The organism is Streptomyces sp. WM6386, assembly GCF_000972385.1.
Classification (GTDB): Bacteria; Actinomycetota; Actinomycetes; order Streptomycetales; family Streptomycetaceae; genus Streptomyces.
Map to the genome: position 1 here is coordinate 53,712 of NZ_JXTE01000030.1, position 18,293 is coordinate 72,004.

Here is an 18,293-nt window from a genome sequence, read left to right on the forward strand (position 1 = left end):
CTGCTATTCAGGCCTCTGTGGCTGCCCGTTATCGGAGCATTCGCAGGGGCCTGAATCAGTACCTCTCGCGAATTTCTCACATTTTCGCTGCATATCAGAACCACACCGGCACTCCCCCTCCAAGAGCAGGTTCCTCTGTGATAACCAGAGCCATTCGCGTCGCCCGGGTGGGCAGTGCGGCCGAGCTGGCCGCGGCGGCCCTCATGATCCTGGGCTTCCCGGCGCTCATGCTGGCCGCGCTCGTCCCGAGCGTTCCCGCCTTCACGGCCGCTGCCGCGGTGACGTACCTGGCGGACCACTATCTGCACCGCAAGGGCAGCTATCTGATCAACCGCCTGAGCAAGGTGCGCGCGGGTCTGTCGATCCGCTTCCTGATCCGGCAGCTGCTCCTGGTCCTGCTGCTGGCCCGGCTCGACCTCGCGGACGGCCTGGTCTTCTACGGCGCCGTCGCGTGCTTCATCGCCTTCTACGGTCTGCAGGCCCCGCACGGCGCGCTGGTCACCCTGATCCGCAACCGCCGCCGGATGCCGGTCGCCACCCGCAACGTCGACCTGAGGTCCCGCATCCGCATCCCGGACGCCCCGCCGCGCCGTCTGCTCAACCGCTCCGCCGAGAAGATGCTGCACCTGGACCTCGCCGCCGTCATCGGTGTGCTGGTCTCCGCGGCCATGGACGAGACCCTCGCGGCCTTCGTCGGCATCGGCGCGACGACAGCGCTGGGCACCCTGTACGTCGTCGCGCTCATGCCGTACGTCCGCGGCACCAAGACCCCGCCGAACGCGGAGGTCGTGCTGGCCGCCGTCGACGACTGGCTGGCCGGCTACCAGCCGGAGACGGTGCTGTACTTCTCCGGCTCCAAGGACTCGGCGTACCAGGTCAACATGTGGCTGGAAACCATGGAGCAGCTGGACTCCAAGCCGCTGATCATCCTGCGTGAGCGGGCCATCCTGAACAACCTGGCCCCCACCACGGTCCCCGTCGTCTGCGTGCCCGGAGGGGTGCACCTGATGAACATGGACCTGACCAACGTGCGCGTCGCGCTGTACGCGGCGAACGTCGGCAAGAACATCCACCTGCTGCGCGTCCCGACCATGAAGCACGTCTTCATCGGCCACGGCGACAGCGACAAGCTCGCCAGCGTCAACCCGTTCAGCAAGGTGTACGACGAGGTGTGGACCGCCGGCCGTGCGGGCCGCGACCGCTACGCCATCGCCGACGTCGGCGTCCGTGACGACGACATCGCCGAGGTCGGCCGCCCGCAGCTGGCACCGATCCAGACCTGGCAGGGCGTCCCCGAGGGTCCCCGCGGCGGAGCCGCTGATGGATACAGCCCGACCGTCCTGTACGCGCCCACCTGGGAGGGCTGGGACGGCGACCCGGGCAACACCTCGATCGTGCTGGCCGGCGAGAACATCGTGAGGAAGCTGGTGACGGCCGACCCGCCGGTCCGGGTCCTGTACAAGCCGCACCCCTTCACCGGCACCGTCAGCAAGGAGGCGGGTGCCGCGCACGCGCGGATCACCGCCCTGGTGGAGAAGGCCGCCGCCGAGCGCGCTGGCGACGCCCGTTTCACGGCCGACGCGGCCGCCCTGACGCAGGCCAAGGCCGACCTCGTCCGGATCGAGGCGCGGATCGCCGAGCTGTCGGGCCGTGGCGGAGACAAGGGCGACGAGGCCGAGGCCACGCGTGACGGTGTGATCGATCCAGCGAAGCATGAAGAGATCGCCCGGCTGCGCAACGAGTGGAATGACGCGTACTGGCGCTCGTTCCCCGCTTGGGAGCACCGGGTCATCACCGGCGCCGAGCCGCGGCTGTACGACTGCTTCAACGTCTCCGACGCGATGGTCTCCGACATCTCCAGCGTGGTCTCCGACTTCATCGCGAGCGGCAAGCCGTACGCGGTGACGGACTCCGCCGAGCTGGGTGTGGAGGAGTTCAAGCGCCAGAACACCGCGGTGCGCGCCGCCACCATCCTGTCCAACAGCGCGGCCGAGCTGGGCGGCCTGCTGGACGCGGTCCGTGACCTCGCGGGCGACCCGCTGGCGGAGGACCGCAGGGAGCTCAAGCAGTATCTGCTGGGCCCGGACGAGCCGAAGTCCATCGAGCAGTTCAACACCGCCGTCGCGAACCTCGCCCTCAAGGCCGAGGCACGCAACGTGGGGCAGGAGTCACGGGCGGCGGCGGCCGGAGCCACGGAGGCCACGACCAAGGCCTGACCAACTCGCCGTCAAAAAGGGCCCTGTTTTCGAGGAATGATCCTCGAAAACAGGGCCCTTTTACGTACGTCATGACAGACGCGTTCCCAGTGGTCGTGACCTGCGCCACAAAAGAGCTATAAGCAGGCAACCGCTTCCCGTCCTCGTCCGTCTACTAAGTTGCGAATAAACCAATACGGGGGGAATGCCCTATGACCAAGGGTTCCTCATGATCTGGGGGAAGTGTGACCGTGACGCAGCCTGATGTGACCGTGATCATCGGGGCGTACGACGCGATGCCGTACCTGGTCGAGTGCCTCGCGTCCGTCGAGGCCCAGACCATCGACCACGCGCGCATCGAGGTCATCGCGGTAGACGACGGCTCCACGGACGGTACCGGCGCGTGCCTGGAGGAGTTCGCGGACCGCGCCGACATGCCGGTCACGGTGATCCGCCAGGACAACTCCGGCGGCCCCAGCGGCCCGCGCAACGTCGGCCTGGACAAGGCCGCCGGACGCTACGTGTTCTTCCTGGACGCCGACGACCGGCTCGGCCCCGAGGCCCTGGAGCGGATGGTCGCGATGGCCGACCGCAACGGCACCGACGTGGTCCTCGGCCACGTCGAGGGCATCAACCGCAAGCCGCCGCAGTCGATGTGGGGGCAGACGCTGGAGCGCACCGACGTCTGGTCGTCCAACATCAAGTTCACGCTGAGCGCGCAGAAGCTGTTCCGCCGCGACCTGCTGGACCGTCACGGCATGCGGTTCGACGAGTCGTTGTGGACCGGCGAGGACGCTCTGTTCACCATGGAGGCCTATCTGCGGGCCGACGGCGTCTCCCTGATCGACGACTACACCTGCTACTACCTGGTCGGCCGCGAGGACGGCAAGCACGTGACGAAGAGCGGGAGCTACACCCTGCGCTTCGACTCCGCGCGCGCCCTGATGAACCTGATCGCGGAGATGGTCCCGGCGGGCCCGCGGCGCGACATGCTCATGGTCAGGCCCTTCCTCGTCACGCTGCTTCCGCAGTTCGGCCCGAGATACCTGCGGGACAGCGAGGAGGTCCGACGGCACAAGCTCGAGCTGGCCAAGCCCCTGATGGACGCCTACTGGACCGACGAGGTCGCCCGCCGACTCAGGGTCGACGAGCGCCTGCGCCTCCATCTGGTGGCCGAGGAGCGGCCCGAAACCCTCGCGGACGTCCTGGAGTTCCTGCGGGCCAAGAAGCAGGCCGCCGCGCTGCTGGAGAAGCGCGGCCGCCGCCTGTATCTCGCCTACCCCCACTTCCGCGACGCCGCCGTCGGCATCCCCGACTCCGTCTACCTCGCCGAACCGCGCGAGGCCCGGGCGTTCCCGGGGTACCGGGAGGGCGGGCTCGACTCCTTCGTCCGACGGGCGCTGCGCAAGGCCCGCCGGATGCTGCCGGCCCGGAACGTCAGACCGACGGCGGTGGCGTGAGGGCCTGGGGAGTGGCGGTGTGCTGCTCCTCGGGCTCGGGCTCGACCTCGGTCTGCCGCTGCCCCGGGATCTCCGCGGCCAGCCGCTCCCGCATCCGTGCGCGGTGCTCTCGGGCCTCCGTGCACAGCGCCTGTACGGCGGCGTTGAAGCGCACCTGTGAGACCGGTTCCGCCGGGCCCAGCAGATGGCGCTTCAACTTGGCCCGCTCCTCGACCAGTTTGTCCCTCTCGGGCTCGCGTACGGCCTCCAGCAGCTCCACCATCCCGCCTGCGTCCGGCGTCAGCACGGTGGCGGCCCGGACCGTCGGGAAGCTCTCGCGGAACACCTCCTCGGACAGCCCGCTGGTATTGGCCACCGCATAGGGCTTGCCGCTCGCCAGAAAGTCGCTGACCACGCTCGACACATCGCTGATGAGCAGGTCGGCCCGGTTGAAGCAGGCGTACAGCGTGGGCCGGGCGTCCGTGACGACCTGGTGCTCCCACTCGGGCAGCGAGGCCCAGTACGCCTCTTCCCAGGCGGCCGCGGCCCGTTCCACCGCCTTCGCACGCCCCTTGTGCGGCGCCGACTGGAGCAGCATCCGCTCGACCTGGTCGGCGCTGGTGCGGAAGTCGGCCGTGGTGAGCCGGTCCAACTCCGCCGTGCACCGGGCGAGTTCGCCGTCGGATACGGGTCGCGGCCCCGTCCGCCGCCGGTTGGCGCTCCGGATCAGTTCCCGGATGCGCTGATCGGCCGCCCCCGCCCGCGGATCGACCGAGCCGGTCAGCGGATGCGGTTTGTAGAGCAGCCGTACGCCGTCGTCCGCGAGCAGCGCCCGTACGAGGTTCTCGCCCGCCCCGACCACCGAGGTGTTGCCCGGGTTGCCGTCCCAGCCCTCCCAGGTCGGCGCGTACAGCACGGTCATGTACGGGCCGGAGGGAGGCCCCGCGTACGGGCGTACGGCGTCCAGCTGGGGCCGTCCGGTCTCCACCACGTCGCGGTCGTCCACACCGACCTCGGCCAGCGCGTACCGCTCGCGCGCCGCGGGACCGGCCACCCACACCTCGTCGTACGCCTTCGCGTACGGGTTGCACGAGGACAGCTTGTCGCTCTCGCCGTGGTTGACGAACGTGTGCCTGAGCGTGGGGATGCGCAGGACCTGCGAGGTCTTGCCGGAGTTGGAGGGATGGATCAGAACCTGGAGCGTGGACTGCTCCAGCCGCATCAGAGTGGTGACCTTGGGCAGGCAGACGACGGGGATGTCGGTCGCCGCGATCTTCTGCACCATGAAACGCTCACGCAGCACGACCACCGGCCGTGCGTCGAGCTTGGCGAGCGACTCCAGCCACATGTTCGCCTGGTACGCCGAGGACGCGCCGCCGGAGAAGTACAGGCCCACCGTCGGCCGGTAGTCGGCCAGCCACGCGTCGAACCAGTCGAGCACCTCCTGCTCGCCCGCGGGACGGCGGCTCGGCAGCAGCCGCAGCAGCAGCTCGCCCAGGCCCAGCAGGGCGAGCAGGAGCGACAGCGCGACCCCGGCCGCCGCGGCCGCCGGCAGGTCCGTCGCCGCCGTGGCCGCGAGACCGGCGGTGGCCGGCAGCCCGAACAGCAGGAGACGGTGCCCGGGGCGGCGCAGCAGCAGTGCGAGCGGCGCGGTCGACAGGCGCAGCGCGGAGGCGTCGATGTTCCTGGTCACCACCGGCAGGGTGCGGGTGCGGCGGACCAGGACGGAGACCGCCTGGATCGCGAAGTGCAGGCCGTAGAAGACCAGCAGACCGGCGATGAGCGGGGCGTACACCGACTCCCGCTCCTGCTCGCCCACCCGCAGCAGCCCGGCCACCAGCAGCAGATCCCGCAGCACGTGCCGCACGGTGATGTCCGCGTGCGACTTGGCGAACACCGACATCATGGGGCGCTGCCACCGGTACAGCACGCCCTCCCCGGCCACCGAGGCGGCCGTCGCGGCGAGCAGCAGCGGGATGTCGGGGAGGAGGGCCGCGACGGCCTGTGCCGCGAAGGCGGCGGCGAGGAGGGCCGTGACGAGGACCTGGGCCGCCCTGCGGCGCAGGGGGAGGGGTCTGCGGGGGCGCCTGAAGAGACGTTTCAGGGAGCGTCCGAGACGGATTCTCTTCTGCTTTTTCGGTCTCTTCGGCCTCTTGGTGGAGCGCCGGCGGGGGAGGGAAGGGGGCACTGCGTCACTCCAAGGTCGTCGCAGGACGTGCGCCCGGGTTAACGCCCGCCGACCTCTGGACGACACGCGCGTGTCCGGGCGCCTTGCGACGACCGTGGAGTGGTACTGCCCGATCCTGCCCGCAGCCCTACTGGCGGCCCGACTGCAGGGCCCGGCGGATGGGTGCGCCGACCACCCGGCGCGCCCGGCGGTAGACCGACGGCGCCGGAATGCCCGCGACCGTTCTCGTGCTCCTGGAGCCGGCCTTGGCGCGGGCCAGGTCCCGCTTCAGCCGCTCGTTGTCCAGCGTCAGATCGGTGATGTGGCGCTGCATGAACGCCATCCGGGTGGCCAGCGAGGCGAGGTCGGCCTCGAGCCAGGGACGCACCCCCGCCGGGAACGACAGCTTGCTCATGCGCTTCTCGAAGGCCGCGCCGCCGTCGCCGTGCGTGAAGGTGTTCCGCAGGCCGTTGCGGTCGAGGAACGCCGTGAACCGCTCGAAGCGCTCGTGGTGACCGCTCACCAGCCCGCCGAAGTCCGCCTCCTCGTACAGCCGCGCCGGGTCCAGGTCCGCGGGCAGCTGGTCGATCCTGACGTGCGGGATCTCGAAGTAGCGGCACAGCTCCAGGGTCCGGGAGTCACCGACGAGCACGGTGGCGGGCGTGCCCGCGAGCAGCGCCGCGATGTTGCCGTGGATGCGGGAGCCGAAGGAGAAGTCGAAGTCGCGCAGGTCGTCGATCCAGGTGATCGGGTCGACGTAGACGCGGACCTTGTCCTCCCGGTACATCGGGTGGTCGGGGTGCGTCGGTATCGCCGTCACCTTGGAGTTCGGGTCCGACAGGTCCCGCCAGTGCAACTGCCGTGCGTCGGAGAGGTTCTGGCCGATGAAGCGCAGATGCGGATAGCGGGCGTGGCTCCGCTCGATGACCTTGCCCAGGCCCTGCTTCTGGACGGCATTGTGCGACCCGTTGACCGCGATCCGGGACTCGGCGGTCAGCTCCGCAGACCGCTTCTGTACGTCGAGTTCCTTGCCGTACATGAACAGCGAGGGGCAGCCGATGGTCTCGACGTCCCGGAACCCCATGTCCTTGAGGTACTGCTCGGTGAACTCGCCGCGCACCCCGATCGAGGCGCTGTGGTCGAGCACCGCCGAGACGAACTCGCGCACGGACGGCTCGATGGGCTTCAGCCGCGCCGGGTCGTAGTTCAGCCCGGTCTGCGCGCCGACGCCGACCACCACGACCGGGATCTTCAGCCGGGCGATCAACCGTGTCAGCCGCTTGAGCTGCGGCTCGAAGGACGGGCGGAAGGCGTTCGCCAGCGGTACGACGAAGGCGTCGTACTCCTGGTTGATCCGGTCGGCCTCGGACACCAACGACTTGATGCCGTTCGAGACGACCTCGGTGTCCGGGGCTTCGAGCAGCTTGTGGGTGGCATCGCTGAAGATCAAATTGCCCGAGTTGGTGGCGATGAGGTCCCGCTGGAGGGACTCCTCCACGGGGACCACGTCGTACGGGCTCTTGCCGGACCGGATCAGGATGCGCTTCACGCTGTGAACTTTAGGTGGCACAACCTTCAGAATAAATTTGGATCGTCTTTGATTTCTACGAGTAACCTGTACAACCTTTTTGCCGTATGCGAAGGGTGAGCAAACAGTTACCTCCTGATGTGTCCGGGGGCTGGACCGATACGTCTGGCGCGGGCCCCTTCGCGTAGATTGCTGCCACGCGCAAGGGAGTGGGGACAGTGCAGGTGGCAAGCGTGAGGCAGGCCGTGAGCGAGGCCCGCAGGATCGTCGTCAAGGTGGGTTCCTCGTCGCTGACCACCGCGTCGGGCGGCCTGGACGCCGACCGGGTCGACGCGCTCGTCGATGTTCTCGCCAAGAGCCGCAGCGGCGGGGAGAAGGAGGTCGTCCTCGTCTCCTCCGGCGCCATCGCGGCCGGACTCGCCCCGCTGGGACTGCGTCGCCGCCCCAAGGACCTCGCCCGCCAGCAGGCGGCCGCCAGCGTCGGCCAGGGCCTGCTCGTGGCCCGCTACACCGCCTCCTTCGCCCGCTACGGCGTCCGCGTCGGCCAAGTCCTGCTCACCAGCGACGACATGAGTCGCCGCTCCCACCACCGCAACGCCTCCACCACCCTCGACAAGCTCCTGGCGATGGGCGCGTTCCCGGTCGTCAACGAGAACGACACCGTCGCCACCGACGAGATCCGCTTCGGCGACAACGACCGTCTCGCCGCGCTGGTGGCCCATCTGGTGCGGGCCGACCTGCTGGTGCTCCTGTCCGACGTGGACGGGGTGTACGACGGCGACCCCAGCAAGCCGGGCACCTCGCGGATAGCGGAGGTGCGCGGGCCCGCGGACCTGGCCGGCGTCGACATCGGCAGCACCGGCAAGGCCGGCGTCGGCACCGGCGGCATGGTCACCAAGGTCGAGGCCGCCCGGATCGCCGCCGCGGCCGGCATCCCCGTGGTGCTGACCAGCGCGGTCCACGCGGCCGACGCGCTCTTCGGCGGCGACACCGGCACCTACTTCCACCCCACCGGCAAGCGCTCCGCCGACCGGCTGCTGTGGCTGCAGCACGCCTCCACCCCGCAGGGCTCCCTGACCCTGGACGACGGCGCGGTCCGGGCGGTCGTCCAGCGCCGCAAGTCGCTGCTGCCGGCCGGGATCGCCGCCGTCGAGGGCGAGTTCAACGCAGGCGACCCCGTCGAGCTGCGGGACACCGAGGGGCGCGCGGTGGCCCGTGGGCTCGTCAGCTTCGACGCCAAGGAGATCCCTCAGCTGATCGGACGTTCGACGCGGGAGCTGGCGCGCGAGCTGGGTCCGGCGTACGAGCGCGAGGTCGTGCACCGGGACGACCTGGTGATCCTGCAGCCCTGAGCGCGGCAGGGCGCCGTGGAGGCCCCTTCGTAGCCGAAAACGGGGTGAACGCCCCGCCAAGACCGTCGCCCTCAGGTGGACGTTCCGCAAAAGCGCCACGCGAACCCTTGCGGCCTGCTCAACTTTGTCCCAGGGACACATTCCGCACGACCACCGGGTCGGTCACTGAGTGAAGGAGGCCGTCGTGAGACGAGTGCGCCCTGGGGACCGGTCCCGCAGTGGTGCCGCCGGGGCCTCGTCGCGTGCGGCCGGTGAGGAGCGCGCCTTGACGAGCGTCGCGGCCGGCGACCGGTACGAGGAGCCGCGGGACCTGCCCCGCCTGTGGCACGTGACCCTCAGCGTCTCCGGGAAGGAGGCCCCGCTGAAGGAAGTGCGGCGCGGCCTCGAACAGCTTGCCCACGACCATCCCTTTCTGCTGACCAGCCGCTATGCCCACGACCACGCGGAGATCCGCTACTGGGAGGAGGCCCGCGATCTGCACGACGCGGCCGCCGTCGCGCTGCGGCTGTGGGGCGAGCACCGCCTGACCGCGGGGCTGCCGCCCTGGGAGATCGTCGGTCTGGAGGTCATCGACCGCGAGACCTACCACCAGCGCATCTCCGAGGGCTACGGCCCGCTGCCGGCGACACCGGTAGGCGTACACCCGTTCTGATCCGACCACGGACCGCAACCATCAATCGAGGAACCCCCGCGGCGAGCAACCACGTCCGCGAGAGCGGCGCCGGTTTAGGCGCAAAGGCGTGGTCTCGCGGTTTGGGATGAGCGGTGGCCGCCCCCGTACGGCGCACTACCCTTCCCTCATGACCACGCTCTCGCCGTACGACTCCATGTCCCCGGTCACGCAGGCCGCCTACCGCGCCAAGGCCGCCGCCGCCGACCTCGCCCCGCTCCCGCGGGCCGAGAAGGACGACGCGCTGCTCGCCATCGCGGACGCGCTGGAGGTCCGTACGAGCGAGATCGTCGAGGCCAACGCCAAGGACGTCGCCAAGGCCCGCGAGGCCGGCACCAGCGAGACCGTCATCGACCGGCTCACGCTGACCCCGGAGCGGATCCGCGCCATCGCCTCGGACGTACGGGACGTCGTCGCCCTGCCGGACCCCGTCGGCGAGGTCGTCCGCGGCTCCACCCTTCCCAACGGCATCGACCTGCGCCAGGTCCGCGTCCCGCTCGGCGTCGTCGGCATCATCTACGAGGCCCGGCCGAACGTGACGGTGGACGCGGCGGCGCTGTGCCTCAAGTCCGGCAACGCGGTCCTGCTGCGCGGCTCGGCCTCGGCGTACGAGTCCAACACCGCTCTCGTGCGGGTGCTGCGCGACGCCGTGGGCGGGGCCGGACTGCCCGCCGACGCCGTCCAGTTGGTGCCGGGCGAGAGCCGGGAGAGCGTGCGCGAGCTGATGCGGGCCCGCGGCCTCGTCGACGTCCTGATCCCGCGCGGCGGTGCCTCCCTGATCCAGACGGTCGTCACCGAGTCCGTCGTCCCGGTCATCGAGACCGGCACCGGCAACTGCCACGTCTACGTCGACGCCCACGCCGACCTCGACATGGCGATCGACATCCTGATCAACTCCAAGGCCCAGCGTCCCAGCGTCTGCAACTCCGCCGAGACCCTCCTGGTCCACCAGGACATCGCCCCCGAGTTCCTGCCGCGTGCCCTGGACGCCCTCGCGGAGGCCGGGGTGACCGTCCACGCCGACCCGCGGGTGCTGGCGTACGCGAAGGACACCAGGGCGACCGTCGTCGAGGCGACGCTGGAGGACTGGGACACCGAGTACCTCTCCTACGACATCGCCGCCGCGGTCGTCGACTCGCTCGACAAGGCCGTCGAGCACATCCGGCTGTGGACCTCCGGTCACACCGAGGCCATCGTGACGACCTCCCAGCAGGCCGCCCGCCGCTTCACCCAGCTGGTCGACTCCACGACCGTCGCCGTGAACGCCTCCACCCGCTTCACCGACGGCGGCCAGTTCGGCTTCGGCGCCGAGATCGGCATCTCCACGCAGAAGCTGCACGCGCGCGGCCCGATGGGGCTGCCGGAGCTGACGAGCACGAAGTACATCGTCACGGGCGACGGGCACGTACGGCGCTGAGGCGCGCGCCTGCGCATATGCGTGCGGCACGCGCCCTCGGTGCGCGCCCGTGCCGCACGAGAGGTGTCTCACACGGCGGATGAATTTCCATACCGTCTGCCCAAAATGACCCCCCAGGTCTACTCTGGATCCGTGCCGGAGGACGTGGGGGGCACGCCGTTCCCTGACGGCTGGGAGCCCGACGACGACCACGACCGCGGGGTGTCGGACGAAGAGTTCGCCTCCGTGGTCTTCGACGAGGCCTTCGTGCGAGCGGCCGTGGTGCACGAGCCGACCGCCGTGGAGCGCCTCCTGGCCGCCGCGCAGGCGAGAGCGGAGGCCTCCGAGGCCGAGGCCCGCCGAACCCACGGCAGAGGCGAGCGCTACGAGGACGGGTACGGCTCCGACGGGCACGACCGTTTCGGCCATGATCCCGAGCTCGACGAGCTGGACGACACCGATGTCCTGGAGGGCCGGTACGGCGCCCCGGGGACGTACGGCAAACAGGTCCGCTGGCACCGTCCCGTCGCCTGGATGCTGGCCCTCGTGATGGGCATCGGCATGGTCGCGCTGGCCTTCACCGCGGTCTACCGGGGTGCGTCCTCCAACAGCCGGGACCAAGGTCCGTCCGCCCCCGCCTCGACCGGGCTGGAGCAGGGCACCGGGGCGGCACCCTCGGCCTCCGCCGACCACTCCCAGCCCGCCATCTCGGCGACCCCGCGGATGCCTTGACCGCTTACCGGCCACCGGGCTGACGATCCTGGTGAGAACCTGTCAGAAGTTGTCGCGCAGCAGGGCGTTTACCTGAGCTCCCGGAGACCTACCCTGAAGATATGGGAGGGCCTGGAGAACCACCTGAGGGGACACCCGAGGGCGGCCCCGGTGGTGCAGAGGACGAGTACCGATCCGTCGTCTTCGACGAGTCGTTCGTCCGTGCTGCCCGGCTCCAGGAATTCTCCGCCCAGGAGCGCATCGCCGACCACGCGCCCGCAGTCCGCCGCCGTCCACCGGTCCGCCGAGGGCTGTCCCGGCAGGCACTCGTCCTGGTCCTGCTGATCGCCCTGGCCTTCGGTACGGCGATCTACATGGGCGTACGGCACCCCTATGAGAGCCCCGCCGCGATCAGGGATGTCGAAGCGAGCCTCTTCCGGGCGACCGTCGTCCCGCTCGCCCCCGAGGGCAAGGTGCCCGGTGCGGCCGACCCCGAGCAGCTGTACGCGCACAGCCCCGCCGCCCGGTTCCGCATCGGTGCCGCGGGGATCACGATGCCCGCCGCCCGCGACACCTCGCACTTCTCCCAGACCCAGGTGTCGAGCGCGCTCGACACCGTCAAGGAGTACATCGTCCGCTCCGCGCTCTACCCGGAGGTGCTCACCGGCGAGCAGACGCGTCCCGTGCGGGTGCTGCTGCCGGCGGACCAGCACCTCCAGTTCGACGAGAGCCTGAGCCATCCGGCCGCCGACGGTCGCCACGCGGTCACCGGATGGCTGGTTCGCTTCGATGCCAAGAGCGTCGAGCTGGCCGATCCCAGGATCCGGGTGCAGGGGACCCTGCGGGCCACCGAGACCGACTCGACGTTCCTCGAGGTCACCGCGGACCACACCTTCGTGTACGCGCTGCGGCCCGTCGGTGCCGGCGCCGAGGCCGAGGCGTCACTGTTCACCGTGCGGCGCGAGATGCGGTTCCGCTTCGACCACAACGACGTGCGCCTGCACCAGGCCCAGCTCACCGTGTCGTACGTCCAGGCCGGGCCGCTGTCCTGTGGGGGCAACGTGGCGGAGCTGTTGAGCCCGCTGCTGGCCGGCCAGACCGCGAAGACGGGCGGGCCGGCCGGGACGGATCCGTTCGCGACGGACCGGGCGACGGCGGTGTGCGGGACGCTGGCCACTGGGGCTCAGCCGAAGGTTTGACGCCATTTCGCCGTAGGGGTTCGGTTGTGCGGCGGCTGCGGGCCGTGTGTGGTTGCTCGCGCAGTTCCCCGCGCCCCTTCAGGCGTCTTCAGCGGCCCTCAGTCGTCATTGCGGGGCGGTGTGTCCGTGTCCGTCGGGGGCTCGTCGTCCCCCGGGGTCGTGCTCGCGAAGCCGCCGAAGCCCCGGCGGACGCGGCCGCCCAGGTCGCCCGCTCCGCCGGCGATGTCGCTGACCAGCTTCATCAGGGGGTCCTTGGAGCTCTTCACATTGCTCGCGTAGCTGGCCGCCGACTCACGGAAGGAGTCCGTGACCGAGGTGTCCTTGTCCTCGGTGCGCCGCGGGTAGTGGCCGTCCATGATCCGCTGGTGGTCGCGGGACTCGGCCCACTTCTTCAGCTCGGCCGCCCGCACGGTGGTGAAGGGGTGGGAGCGCGGCAGCACATTGAGGATCTTCAGCACGGAGTCGCGCAGGTCGCCCCCGGCCTCGTACTCCTCGGCCTGCTTCAGGAACGCGTCCACGTTCATCTCGTGCAGATGGTGGCCGCCCGCCAGCTTCATCAGACCCCGCATCGAGGCCCGCAGGTCCTGCCCCACCAGCAGCCCCGCCCGGTCCGCCGACAGCTCCGACTTGCGGAACCACTCGCGCAGCGCGGTCACGATCGCCATGATCGCGAGGCTGCCCAGCGGGATCCACGCCACCCGGATGGCGAGGTTGGTCAGGAACAGCAGGATGGTCCGGTAGACCGCGTGGCCGGACAGGGCGTGCCCCACCTCGTGCCCGACGACCGCCCGCATCTCCTCCTCGTCCAGCAGATCGACGAGGCCCGTGGTGACGACGATGATCGGCTCGTCCAGGCCGATGCACATCGCGTTCGGCTTCGGGTCCTGGCTGACGTACATCGGCGGGACCTTCTCCAGGTCCAGGATGTAACAGGCGTCCCGCAGCATGTCGTTGAGGTACGCGAACTGCTGGTCCGACACCCGCACGGAGTCGGACAGGAACATCAGCCTCAGGCTCCGCTCGGGCAGCAGCCCGCTGAGCGCCTTGAAGACCGTGTCGAACCCGCTCAGCTTGCGCAGCGCCACCAGGGCGGAGCGGTCGGCGGGGTGCTCGTAGGCGCGCGAGGAGATTCCGGGGAAGCGCCTGCGCTGCCTGCTCGGCACGTGCTCGTGCCCGTTCTGCTCGTGCCCGTTCTGCTCGTGGCCGTCGTCGGACATGTCTTCCCCCATGTGCGTGAGAGTGGCCCTTTGCGGACCCTTGTGCGGTCCTTTGCGCCCCCGAAGCAGAGCCCAGCCTAGGCGGAGATACGGTGGACGGGCAGTACAGCGAAGGAGTCCCGTCATGGAGCACAACCCCGCGTCCGCCTGGCTCACCGGAGCCGCGGGCGCAGCCGAGCAGCAAGGGTCGGGAAACCTGCTCCGGATCGTGCTGGTCGTGATGCTGGTGGGCTGTGCCCTGACCGCGTGGTTCCTGCTGCGTGGCTACAGGCAGAAGGACGACTGAAAGGGCGCGGAAGTTCCCTCCGGGCGGCCTTCGACGGCAACCCGGCGCCCCAACGGCGGAGTCGGCGTGATCGGCGCGGAGCCGCCCGCTTACGATGGGCCGACGTCTTTATCCCGCCGACACCGGATAGGTCCTGCCGAAGATGAGCTTCCACAGCGCCGCAGCCCAGTTGGTCACCCTTGCCGCCGAGGGCGAGGAGCACGGCGGCAACCACGAGAGCCTCAGCCCCCTTCTCACCGGTGGCGGCGCGTTCGTCGCCCTGATGCTCCTGCTGTGGATCACCACCCGCTTCAACCGCGACCGCTGAGGCACCCGGTGCCCATAACGGGGCACTCCGGGCCTCCTCCGACCGGTGCCCTCAGGACGGGCCGGTAGGGTCTGCACGCATGGGAGAGCAGGACATGCCTACCGGCCCGGGCAACGCCCCGTCGAACCCCGGCAAGCGCCGCCTCGGCGTCATGGGCGGAACGTTCGACCCGATCCACCACGGGCACCTCGTGGCGGCCAGTGAGGTCGCCGCGCAGTTCCACCTGGACGAGGTGGTGTTCGTACCGACCGGGCAGCCGTGGCAGAAGAGTCACCGCAGCGTCTCGCCGGCCGAGGACCGCTATCTGATGACGGTCATCGCGACCGCCGAGAACCCGCAGTTCTCGGTGAGCCGGATCGACCTCGACCGCGGCGGCCCCACCTACACCGTGGACACCCTGCGCGACCTGCGCGCGCTCAACCCCGACACGGACCTCTTCTTCATCACCGGCGCCGACGCCCTCGCCCAGCTGCTGACCTGGCGCGACACCGAGGAGCTGTTCTCCCTGGCGCACTTCATCGGGGTCACCCGCCCCGGCCACCACCTCACGGACGCGGGGCTCCCGGAGGGCGGTGTCTCTCTCGTGGAGGTTCCCGCGCTCGCCATCTCCTCGACGGACTGCCGTGCGAGAGTCGCCAAGGGAGACCCCATCTGGTACATGGTGCCGGACGGAGTCGTGCGCTACATCGACAAGCGCGAGCTGTACCGCGGCGAGTGAGCCGAGAGGGGCACCGGTGAACGACCGATACGACGCGGGATACGGCGGCGACCACGACGACCGGTACGAGCTCGTCGGCTACGACGAGTACGGCCGGCCCATCTACCAGCCGGCCGCCCAGCAGCAGCCGCAACAGCAGCCGTACGACCCGTACGCGCAGCAACAGGGCTACGGCTACGACCCGTACGCGGCGGGCGGACAGCAGACAGGACAGCAGACAGGGCAGTACCCCGGGCAGTCCTACGACACCGGAAGCCAGCACCCTGTGCCCTCGTACGACCCGTACGACACCGGTCAGCAGGCTCCAGTGCCGCCCTACGACCCGTACGGGCACGGAGCGGCGCAAGGAGCGCCCGGGGTGCCCGGGACGTCGTACGACCCCTACGGCCGCGCCGCCGCGAGCGGGCAGCAGCCCCGGGTCGCCGAGCAGACCGCCTACATCCCGCAGCAGGCCGGCCCGGCCGAGGAGATTGGCGGTCCCGCCGGTGACGGCCGGTCCGAACGGGACTACGCGACCGGGCAGTTCGCCTTCGTCGAGGAGCCGGACACCGACTCCGAGGACGTCATCGACTGGCTGAACTTCACCGAGAACCGCACCGAGCGGCGCGAGGAGGCCAAGCGCCGCGCCCGCAGCCGCCTCGTCGCCCTCGTCGTCGTCCTGGCGCTGACCGCGGTCGGCGGGGTCGGCTACCTCTGGTACGCAGGGAAGCTGCCCGGCCTGTCCTCCTCCGACTCCAAGACGGGCACGGCCACGTCCGCGGCCGCCCAGAACCGCGACGTGGTCGTCGTCCACCTGCACAACACCAAGAAGGGCGGCACCTCCACGGCGCTGCTCGTCGACAACACCACCACCGAGCAGGGCACCACGGTCCTGCTCCCCAACTCCCTCGCCGTGGCCGACGACGACGGCAGCACGACCACGCTCGCCAAGTCGGTCGAGGACGACGGCTCCTCCGGCACCCGCGAGGCCATCGACACGGTTCTCGGCACCGAGATCCAGGGCACCTGGCGCCTGGACACCCCCTACCTGCAGAACCTCGTCGACATCATCGGCAACATCGAGATCGACACCGACGCCGACGTGCCCGACCCGGACGGCAAGAAGGGCACCGCGCCCCTCGTGACCCAGGGCAAGGACCGGACCCTCGGCGGCAGGGCGGCCGTCGCCTACGCCACCTACCGCGCCTCCGGCGAGGCCCAGAACGCCCAGCTGGAGCGGTTCGGGCAGGTCATGCAGGGCGTGCTGCGCAAGGTGTCCTCCGACGCGCAGGGCGCCACGGTCACCGTCCAGACGCTGGCGCAGATCCTCGACCCGTCGCTCACCGACAAGGACCTCGGCACCTTCCTCGCCAAGCTCGCCGACCTCGCCAAGGGCGGCGACTACAAGACCGCCCTGCTGCCCGTCCAGACCGACGGCACGCTGAGCGCCCAGGCCGGCGACAGCGTGGTCAAGGACGTCCTCGGCGGCACCGCGAAGAGCCCCGACAAGGATGCCGCCGTCCGCGTGTCCGTCCAGAACGCCAGCGGCGTCAAGGGCAACACCGAGAAGGCCCGCATCGTGCTCCTCAACGGCGGCTTCACCTTCCTGGAGGGCGGCACCGCGCCCGCCGCCCAGAGCGCCTCCAAGGTCCTCTACACCGACGCCGCCGACAAGGAGAACGCCACCGAGGTCGCCAAGACCCTGGGCCTGCCCACCAGCGCCGTCACCAAGGGCAGGACCTCCTCGAACGCGAACGTCTCCGTGGTCCTCGGCCAGGACTACGAGCCCGCGTCGTCGTAACCGGCCGGGAGAACGGCGGAAACCGGGGCACAGGGCCGGGTCGCGGACGTCCGCGACCCGGCCCCACGGCGTGATCGTTCAAAGGAATGGGGTGCCCTCGGCGGTCCGTGAGACCCTTGATGTCAAGTGACCGCCGACCGAAAGCCGTGTAGTGACCGCCACTGACCGCTCCATCGAGCTCATCCACACCGCCGCACAGGCGGCCGCCGACAAGCTCGCGCACGACATCATCGCCTACGACGTCAGCGACGTACTGTCGATCACGGACGCCTTCCTGCTGGCCTCCGCGCCCAACGACCGCCAGGTCAAGTCGATCGTCGACGAGATCGAGGAGCGGCTCCAGAAGGAGCTCGGCGTCAAGCCGGTGCGCCGCGAGGGCGACCGCGAGGCCCGCTGGGTCCTGCTCGACTACGTAGACATCGTCGTCCACGTCCAGCACAGCGAGGAGCGCGTCTTCTACGCCCTGGAGCGGCTGTGGAAGGACTGCCCCGAGCTCGACCTGCCCGAGGACGCCAAGGCCACCCGCGGCAAGGCCGAGGAGCACGCCAAGCTGAAGGCCGCCGAGGACGCCGAGGACCTCGGTGGTGACTGGCGATGAGTGCCACCGGTGAGGTGACGGCAGGCCGGCCCGGCCGGGGCCGCCGCGTCATCCTGTGGCGGCACGGCCAGACCGCCTGGAACGTAGAGCGCCGCTTCCAGGGCACCACGGACGTCGAGCTCACCGAGACCGGCGTGGCCCAGGCCCGCCGGGCCGCCCGGCTGCTCGCCTCCCTGAAGCCCGCCGCGATCGTCGCCTCGGACCTCAAGCGGGCCGCGAACACGGCGGGCGAGCTCGCCGCGCTCACCGGCCTCGACGTCAGCCACGACGAGGGCCTGCGCGAGACCTACGCGGGTGTCTGGCAGGGGCTGACGCACAACGAGATCATCGCCGCGCACGGGGAGGAGTACGCCGCGTGGAAGCGCGGTGAGCCGATCCGCCGCGGCGGCGGCGAACTGGAGAGCGAGGTGGCCGACCGCGCCGCCCCCGTGGTGACCCGGCACGCCGACAAGCTCCCCGACGACGGCACGCTCGTCGTCGTCAGCCACGGCGGCACGATCCGCACCACCATCGGCCGGCTCCTCGGCCTGGAGACCCGGCACTGGGAGAGCCTCGGCGGCCTCTCCAACTGCTGCTGGTCCGTCCTCGGCGAAGGTGCCCGCGGCTGGCGTCTCCTCGAGCACAACGCCGGCACGCTGCCGGAACCGGTGCTCGGCGACGACGACTGAGCGGATTTCACTTTCTGGCAGGTCGCAGGCTAAAGTTCTTCTTGTTCGCCCCGCCGAGCGGG

The 18,293-nt window shown here is 70.3% G+C and carries 16 protein-coding genes; 13 read left to right on the forward strand and 3 right to left on the reverse strand.

What is annotated here, in order from left to right:
• The first annotated feature begins 137 nt into the window (after positions 1–137).
• Both TN53_RS19990 and TN53_RS19995 read left to right on the forward strand, forming a co-directional pair.
• Complete coding sequence (locus TN53_RS19990; RefSeq protein ID WP_234441649.1) at positions 138–2,216, forward strand: hypothetical protein; 2,079 nt, start codon at positions 138–140, stop codon at positions 2,214–2,216.
• A gap of 224 nt (positions 2,217–2,440) precedes the next feature.
• Positions 2,441–3,655 (forward strand): glycosyltransferase family 2 protein, encoded by a 1,215-nt coding sequence (locus TN53_RS19995; RefSeq protein WP_046259926.1) that lies wholly within the window; start codon positions 2,441–2,443, stop codon positions 3,653–3,655.
• Here TN53_RS19995 and TN53_RS20000 read toward each other — a convergent pair.
• Both TN53_RS20000 and TN53_RS20005 read right to left on the reverse strand, forming a co-directional pair.
• Complete coding sequence (locus tag TN53_RS20000; protein ID WP_063776263.1) at positions 3,633–5,699, reverse strand: hypothetical protein; 2,067 nt, start codon at positions 5,697–5,699, stop codon at positions 3,633–3,635. The two genes, TN53_RS19995 and TN53_RS20000, sit on opposite strands and share 23 nt — an antisense overlap.
• 250 nt (positions 5,700–5,949) lie before the next feature.
• Complete coding sequence (locus TN53_RS20005) at positions 5,950–7,350, reverse strand: polysaccharide pyruvyl transferase family protein (protein WP_046259927.1); 1,401 nt, start codon at positions 7,348–7,350, stop codon at positions 5,950–5,952.
• Between the two features lie 224 nt (positions 7,351–7,574).
• Between TN53_RS20005 and proB the strand changes: the two genes are divergently transcribed.
• The 5 genes from proB (at position 7,575) to TN53_RS20030 (ending at position 12,657) form a co-directional block, all read left to right on the forward strand.
• A complete protein-coding gene (proB, locus tag TN53_RS20010) occupies positions 7,575–8,681 on the forward strand; it encodes a glutamate 5-kinase (RefSeq protein ID WP_046259928.1) in 1,107 nt (368 codons plus the stop codon).
• A 184-nt stretch (positions 8,682–8,865) separates the two neighbouring features.
• Positions 8,866–9,333, forward strand: a complete 468-nt coding sequence (locus TN53_RS20015; RefSeq protein ID WP_420719110.1) for a hypothetical protein — start codon at positions 8,866–8,868, stop codon at positions 9,331–9,333.
• A gap of 148 nt (positions 9,334–9,481) precedes the next feature.
• Positions 9,482–10,768: a glutamate-5-semialdehyde dehydrogenase gene (locus TN53_RS20020; protein WP_046259930.1), complete on the forward strand. Its 1,287-nt coding sequence runs from the start codon at positions 9,482–9,484 to the stop codon at positions 10,766–10,768.
• A 105-nt stretch (positions 10,769–10,873) separates the two neighbouring features.
• On the forward strand, positions 10,874–11,479 hold the full coding sequence (locus TN53_RS20025) for a hypothetical protein (protein WP_046259931.1): 606 nt from the start codon (positions 10,874–10,876) through the stop codon (positions 11,477–11,479).
• 101 nt (positions 11,480–11,580) lie between these two features.
• Complete coding sequence (locus tag TN53_RS20030; protein WP_046259932.1) at positions 11,581–12,657, forward strand: hypothetical protein; 1,077 nt, start codon at positions 11,581–11,583, stop codon at positions 12,655–12,657.
• Between the two features lie 98 nt (positions 12,658–12,755).
• On the opposite strand, the gene TN53_RS20035 is transcribed toward TN53_RS20030, so the two are convergent.
• Positions 12,756–13,886 (reverse strand): M48 family metallopeptidase, encoded by a 1,131-nt coding sequence (locus TN53_RS20035; protein WP_420719111.1) that lies wholly within the window; start codon positions 13,884–13,886, stop codon positions 12,756–12,758.
• 112 nt (positions 13,887–13,998) lie between these two features.
• Between TN53_RS20035 and TN53_RS47870 the strand changes: the two genes are divergently transcribed.
• The 6 genes from TN53_RS47870 (at position 13,999) to TN53_RS20065 (ending at position 18,231) form a co-directional block, all read left to right on the forward strand.
• Positions 13,999–14,160: a hypothetical protein gene (locus TN53_RS47870; RefSeq protein ID WP_046259934.1), complete on the forward strand. Its 162-nt coding sequence runs from the start codon at positions 13,999–14,001 to the stop codon at positions 14,158–14,160.
• 142 nt (positions 14,161–14,302) lie between these two features.
• Positions 14,303–14,467 (forward strand): hypothetical protein, encoded by a 165-nt coding sequence (locus TN53_RS47875; protein ID WP_046259935.1) that lies wholly within the window; start codon positions 14,303–14,305, stop codon positions 14,465–14,467.
• Positions 14,468–14,546: 79 nt separating this feature from the next.
• On the forward strand, positions 14,547–15,185 hold the full coding sequence (gene nadD / locus TN53_RS20050) for a nicotinate-nucleotide adenylyltransferase (protein ID WP_046259936.1): 639 nt from the start codon (positions 14,547–14,549) through the stop codon (positions 15,183–15,185).
• Between the two features lie 16 nt (positions 15,186–15,201).
• Positions 15,202–16,965, forward strand: a complete 1,764-nt coding sequence (locus TN53_RS20055) for an LCP family protein (protein WP_046259937.1) — start codon at positions 15,202–15,204, stop codon at positions 16,963–16,965.
• Between the two features lie 151 nt (positions 16,966–17,116).
• A complete protein-coding gene (rsfS, locus tag TN53_RS20060; RefSeq protein ID WP_046259938.1) occupies positions 17,117–17,563 on the forward strand; it encodes a ribosome silencing factor in 447 nt (148 codons plus the stop codon).
• Positions 17,560–18,231, forward strand: coding sequence for a histidine phosphatase family protein (locus TN53_RS20065; RefSeq protein ID WP_046259939.1), 672 nt, complete (start codon positions 17,560–17,562; stop codon positions 18,229–18,231). The genes rsfS and TN53_RS20065 overlap by 4 nt, the downstream gene beginning before the upstream one ends.
• Positions 18,232–18,293: the final 62 nt, after the last annotated feature.

What these genes read in the sequence shown, in the direction of transcription:
- TN53_RS20020 (WP_046259930.1), top strand. Translation starts at nt 9,482, where the DNA reads ATGACCACGCTCTCGCCGTACGACTCCATGTCCCCGGTCACGCAGGCC.
- TN53_RS20025 (WP_046259931.1), top strand. Translation starts at nt 10,874, where the DNA reads ATGACCCCCCAGGTCTACTCTGGATCCGTGCCGGAGGACGTGGGGGGC.
- TN53_RS20030 (WP_046259932.1), top strand. Translation starts at nt 11,581, where the DNA reads ATGGGAGGGCCTGGAGAACCACCTGAGGGGACACCCGAGGGCGGCCCC.
- TN53_RS20035 (WP_420719111.1), bottom strand. Translation starts at nt 13,886, where the DNA reads ATGGGGGAAGACATGTCCGACGACGGCCACGAGCAGAACGGGCACGAG.
- TN53_RS47870 (WP_046259934.1), top strand. Translation starts at nt 13,999, where the DNA reads ATGGAGCACAACCCCGCGTCCGCCTGGCTCACCGGAGCCGCGGGCGCA.
- TN53_RS47875 (WP_046259935.1), top strand. Translation starts at nt 14,303, where the DNA reads ATGAGCTTCCACAGCGCCGCAGCCCAGTTGGTCACCCTTGCCGCCGAG.
- nadD (WP_046259936.1), top strand. Translation starts at nt 14,547, where the DNA reads ATGGGAGAGCAGGACATGCCTACCGGCCCGGGCAACGCCCCGTCGAAC.
- TN53_RS20065 (WP_046259939.1), top strand. Translation starts at nt 17,560, where the DNA reads ATGAGTGCCACCGGTGAGGTGACGGCAGGCCGGCCCGGCCGGGGCCGC.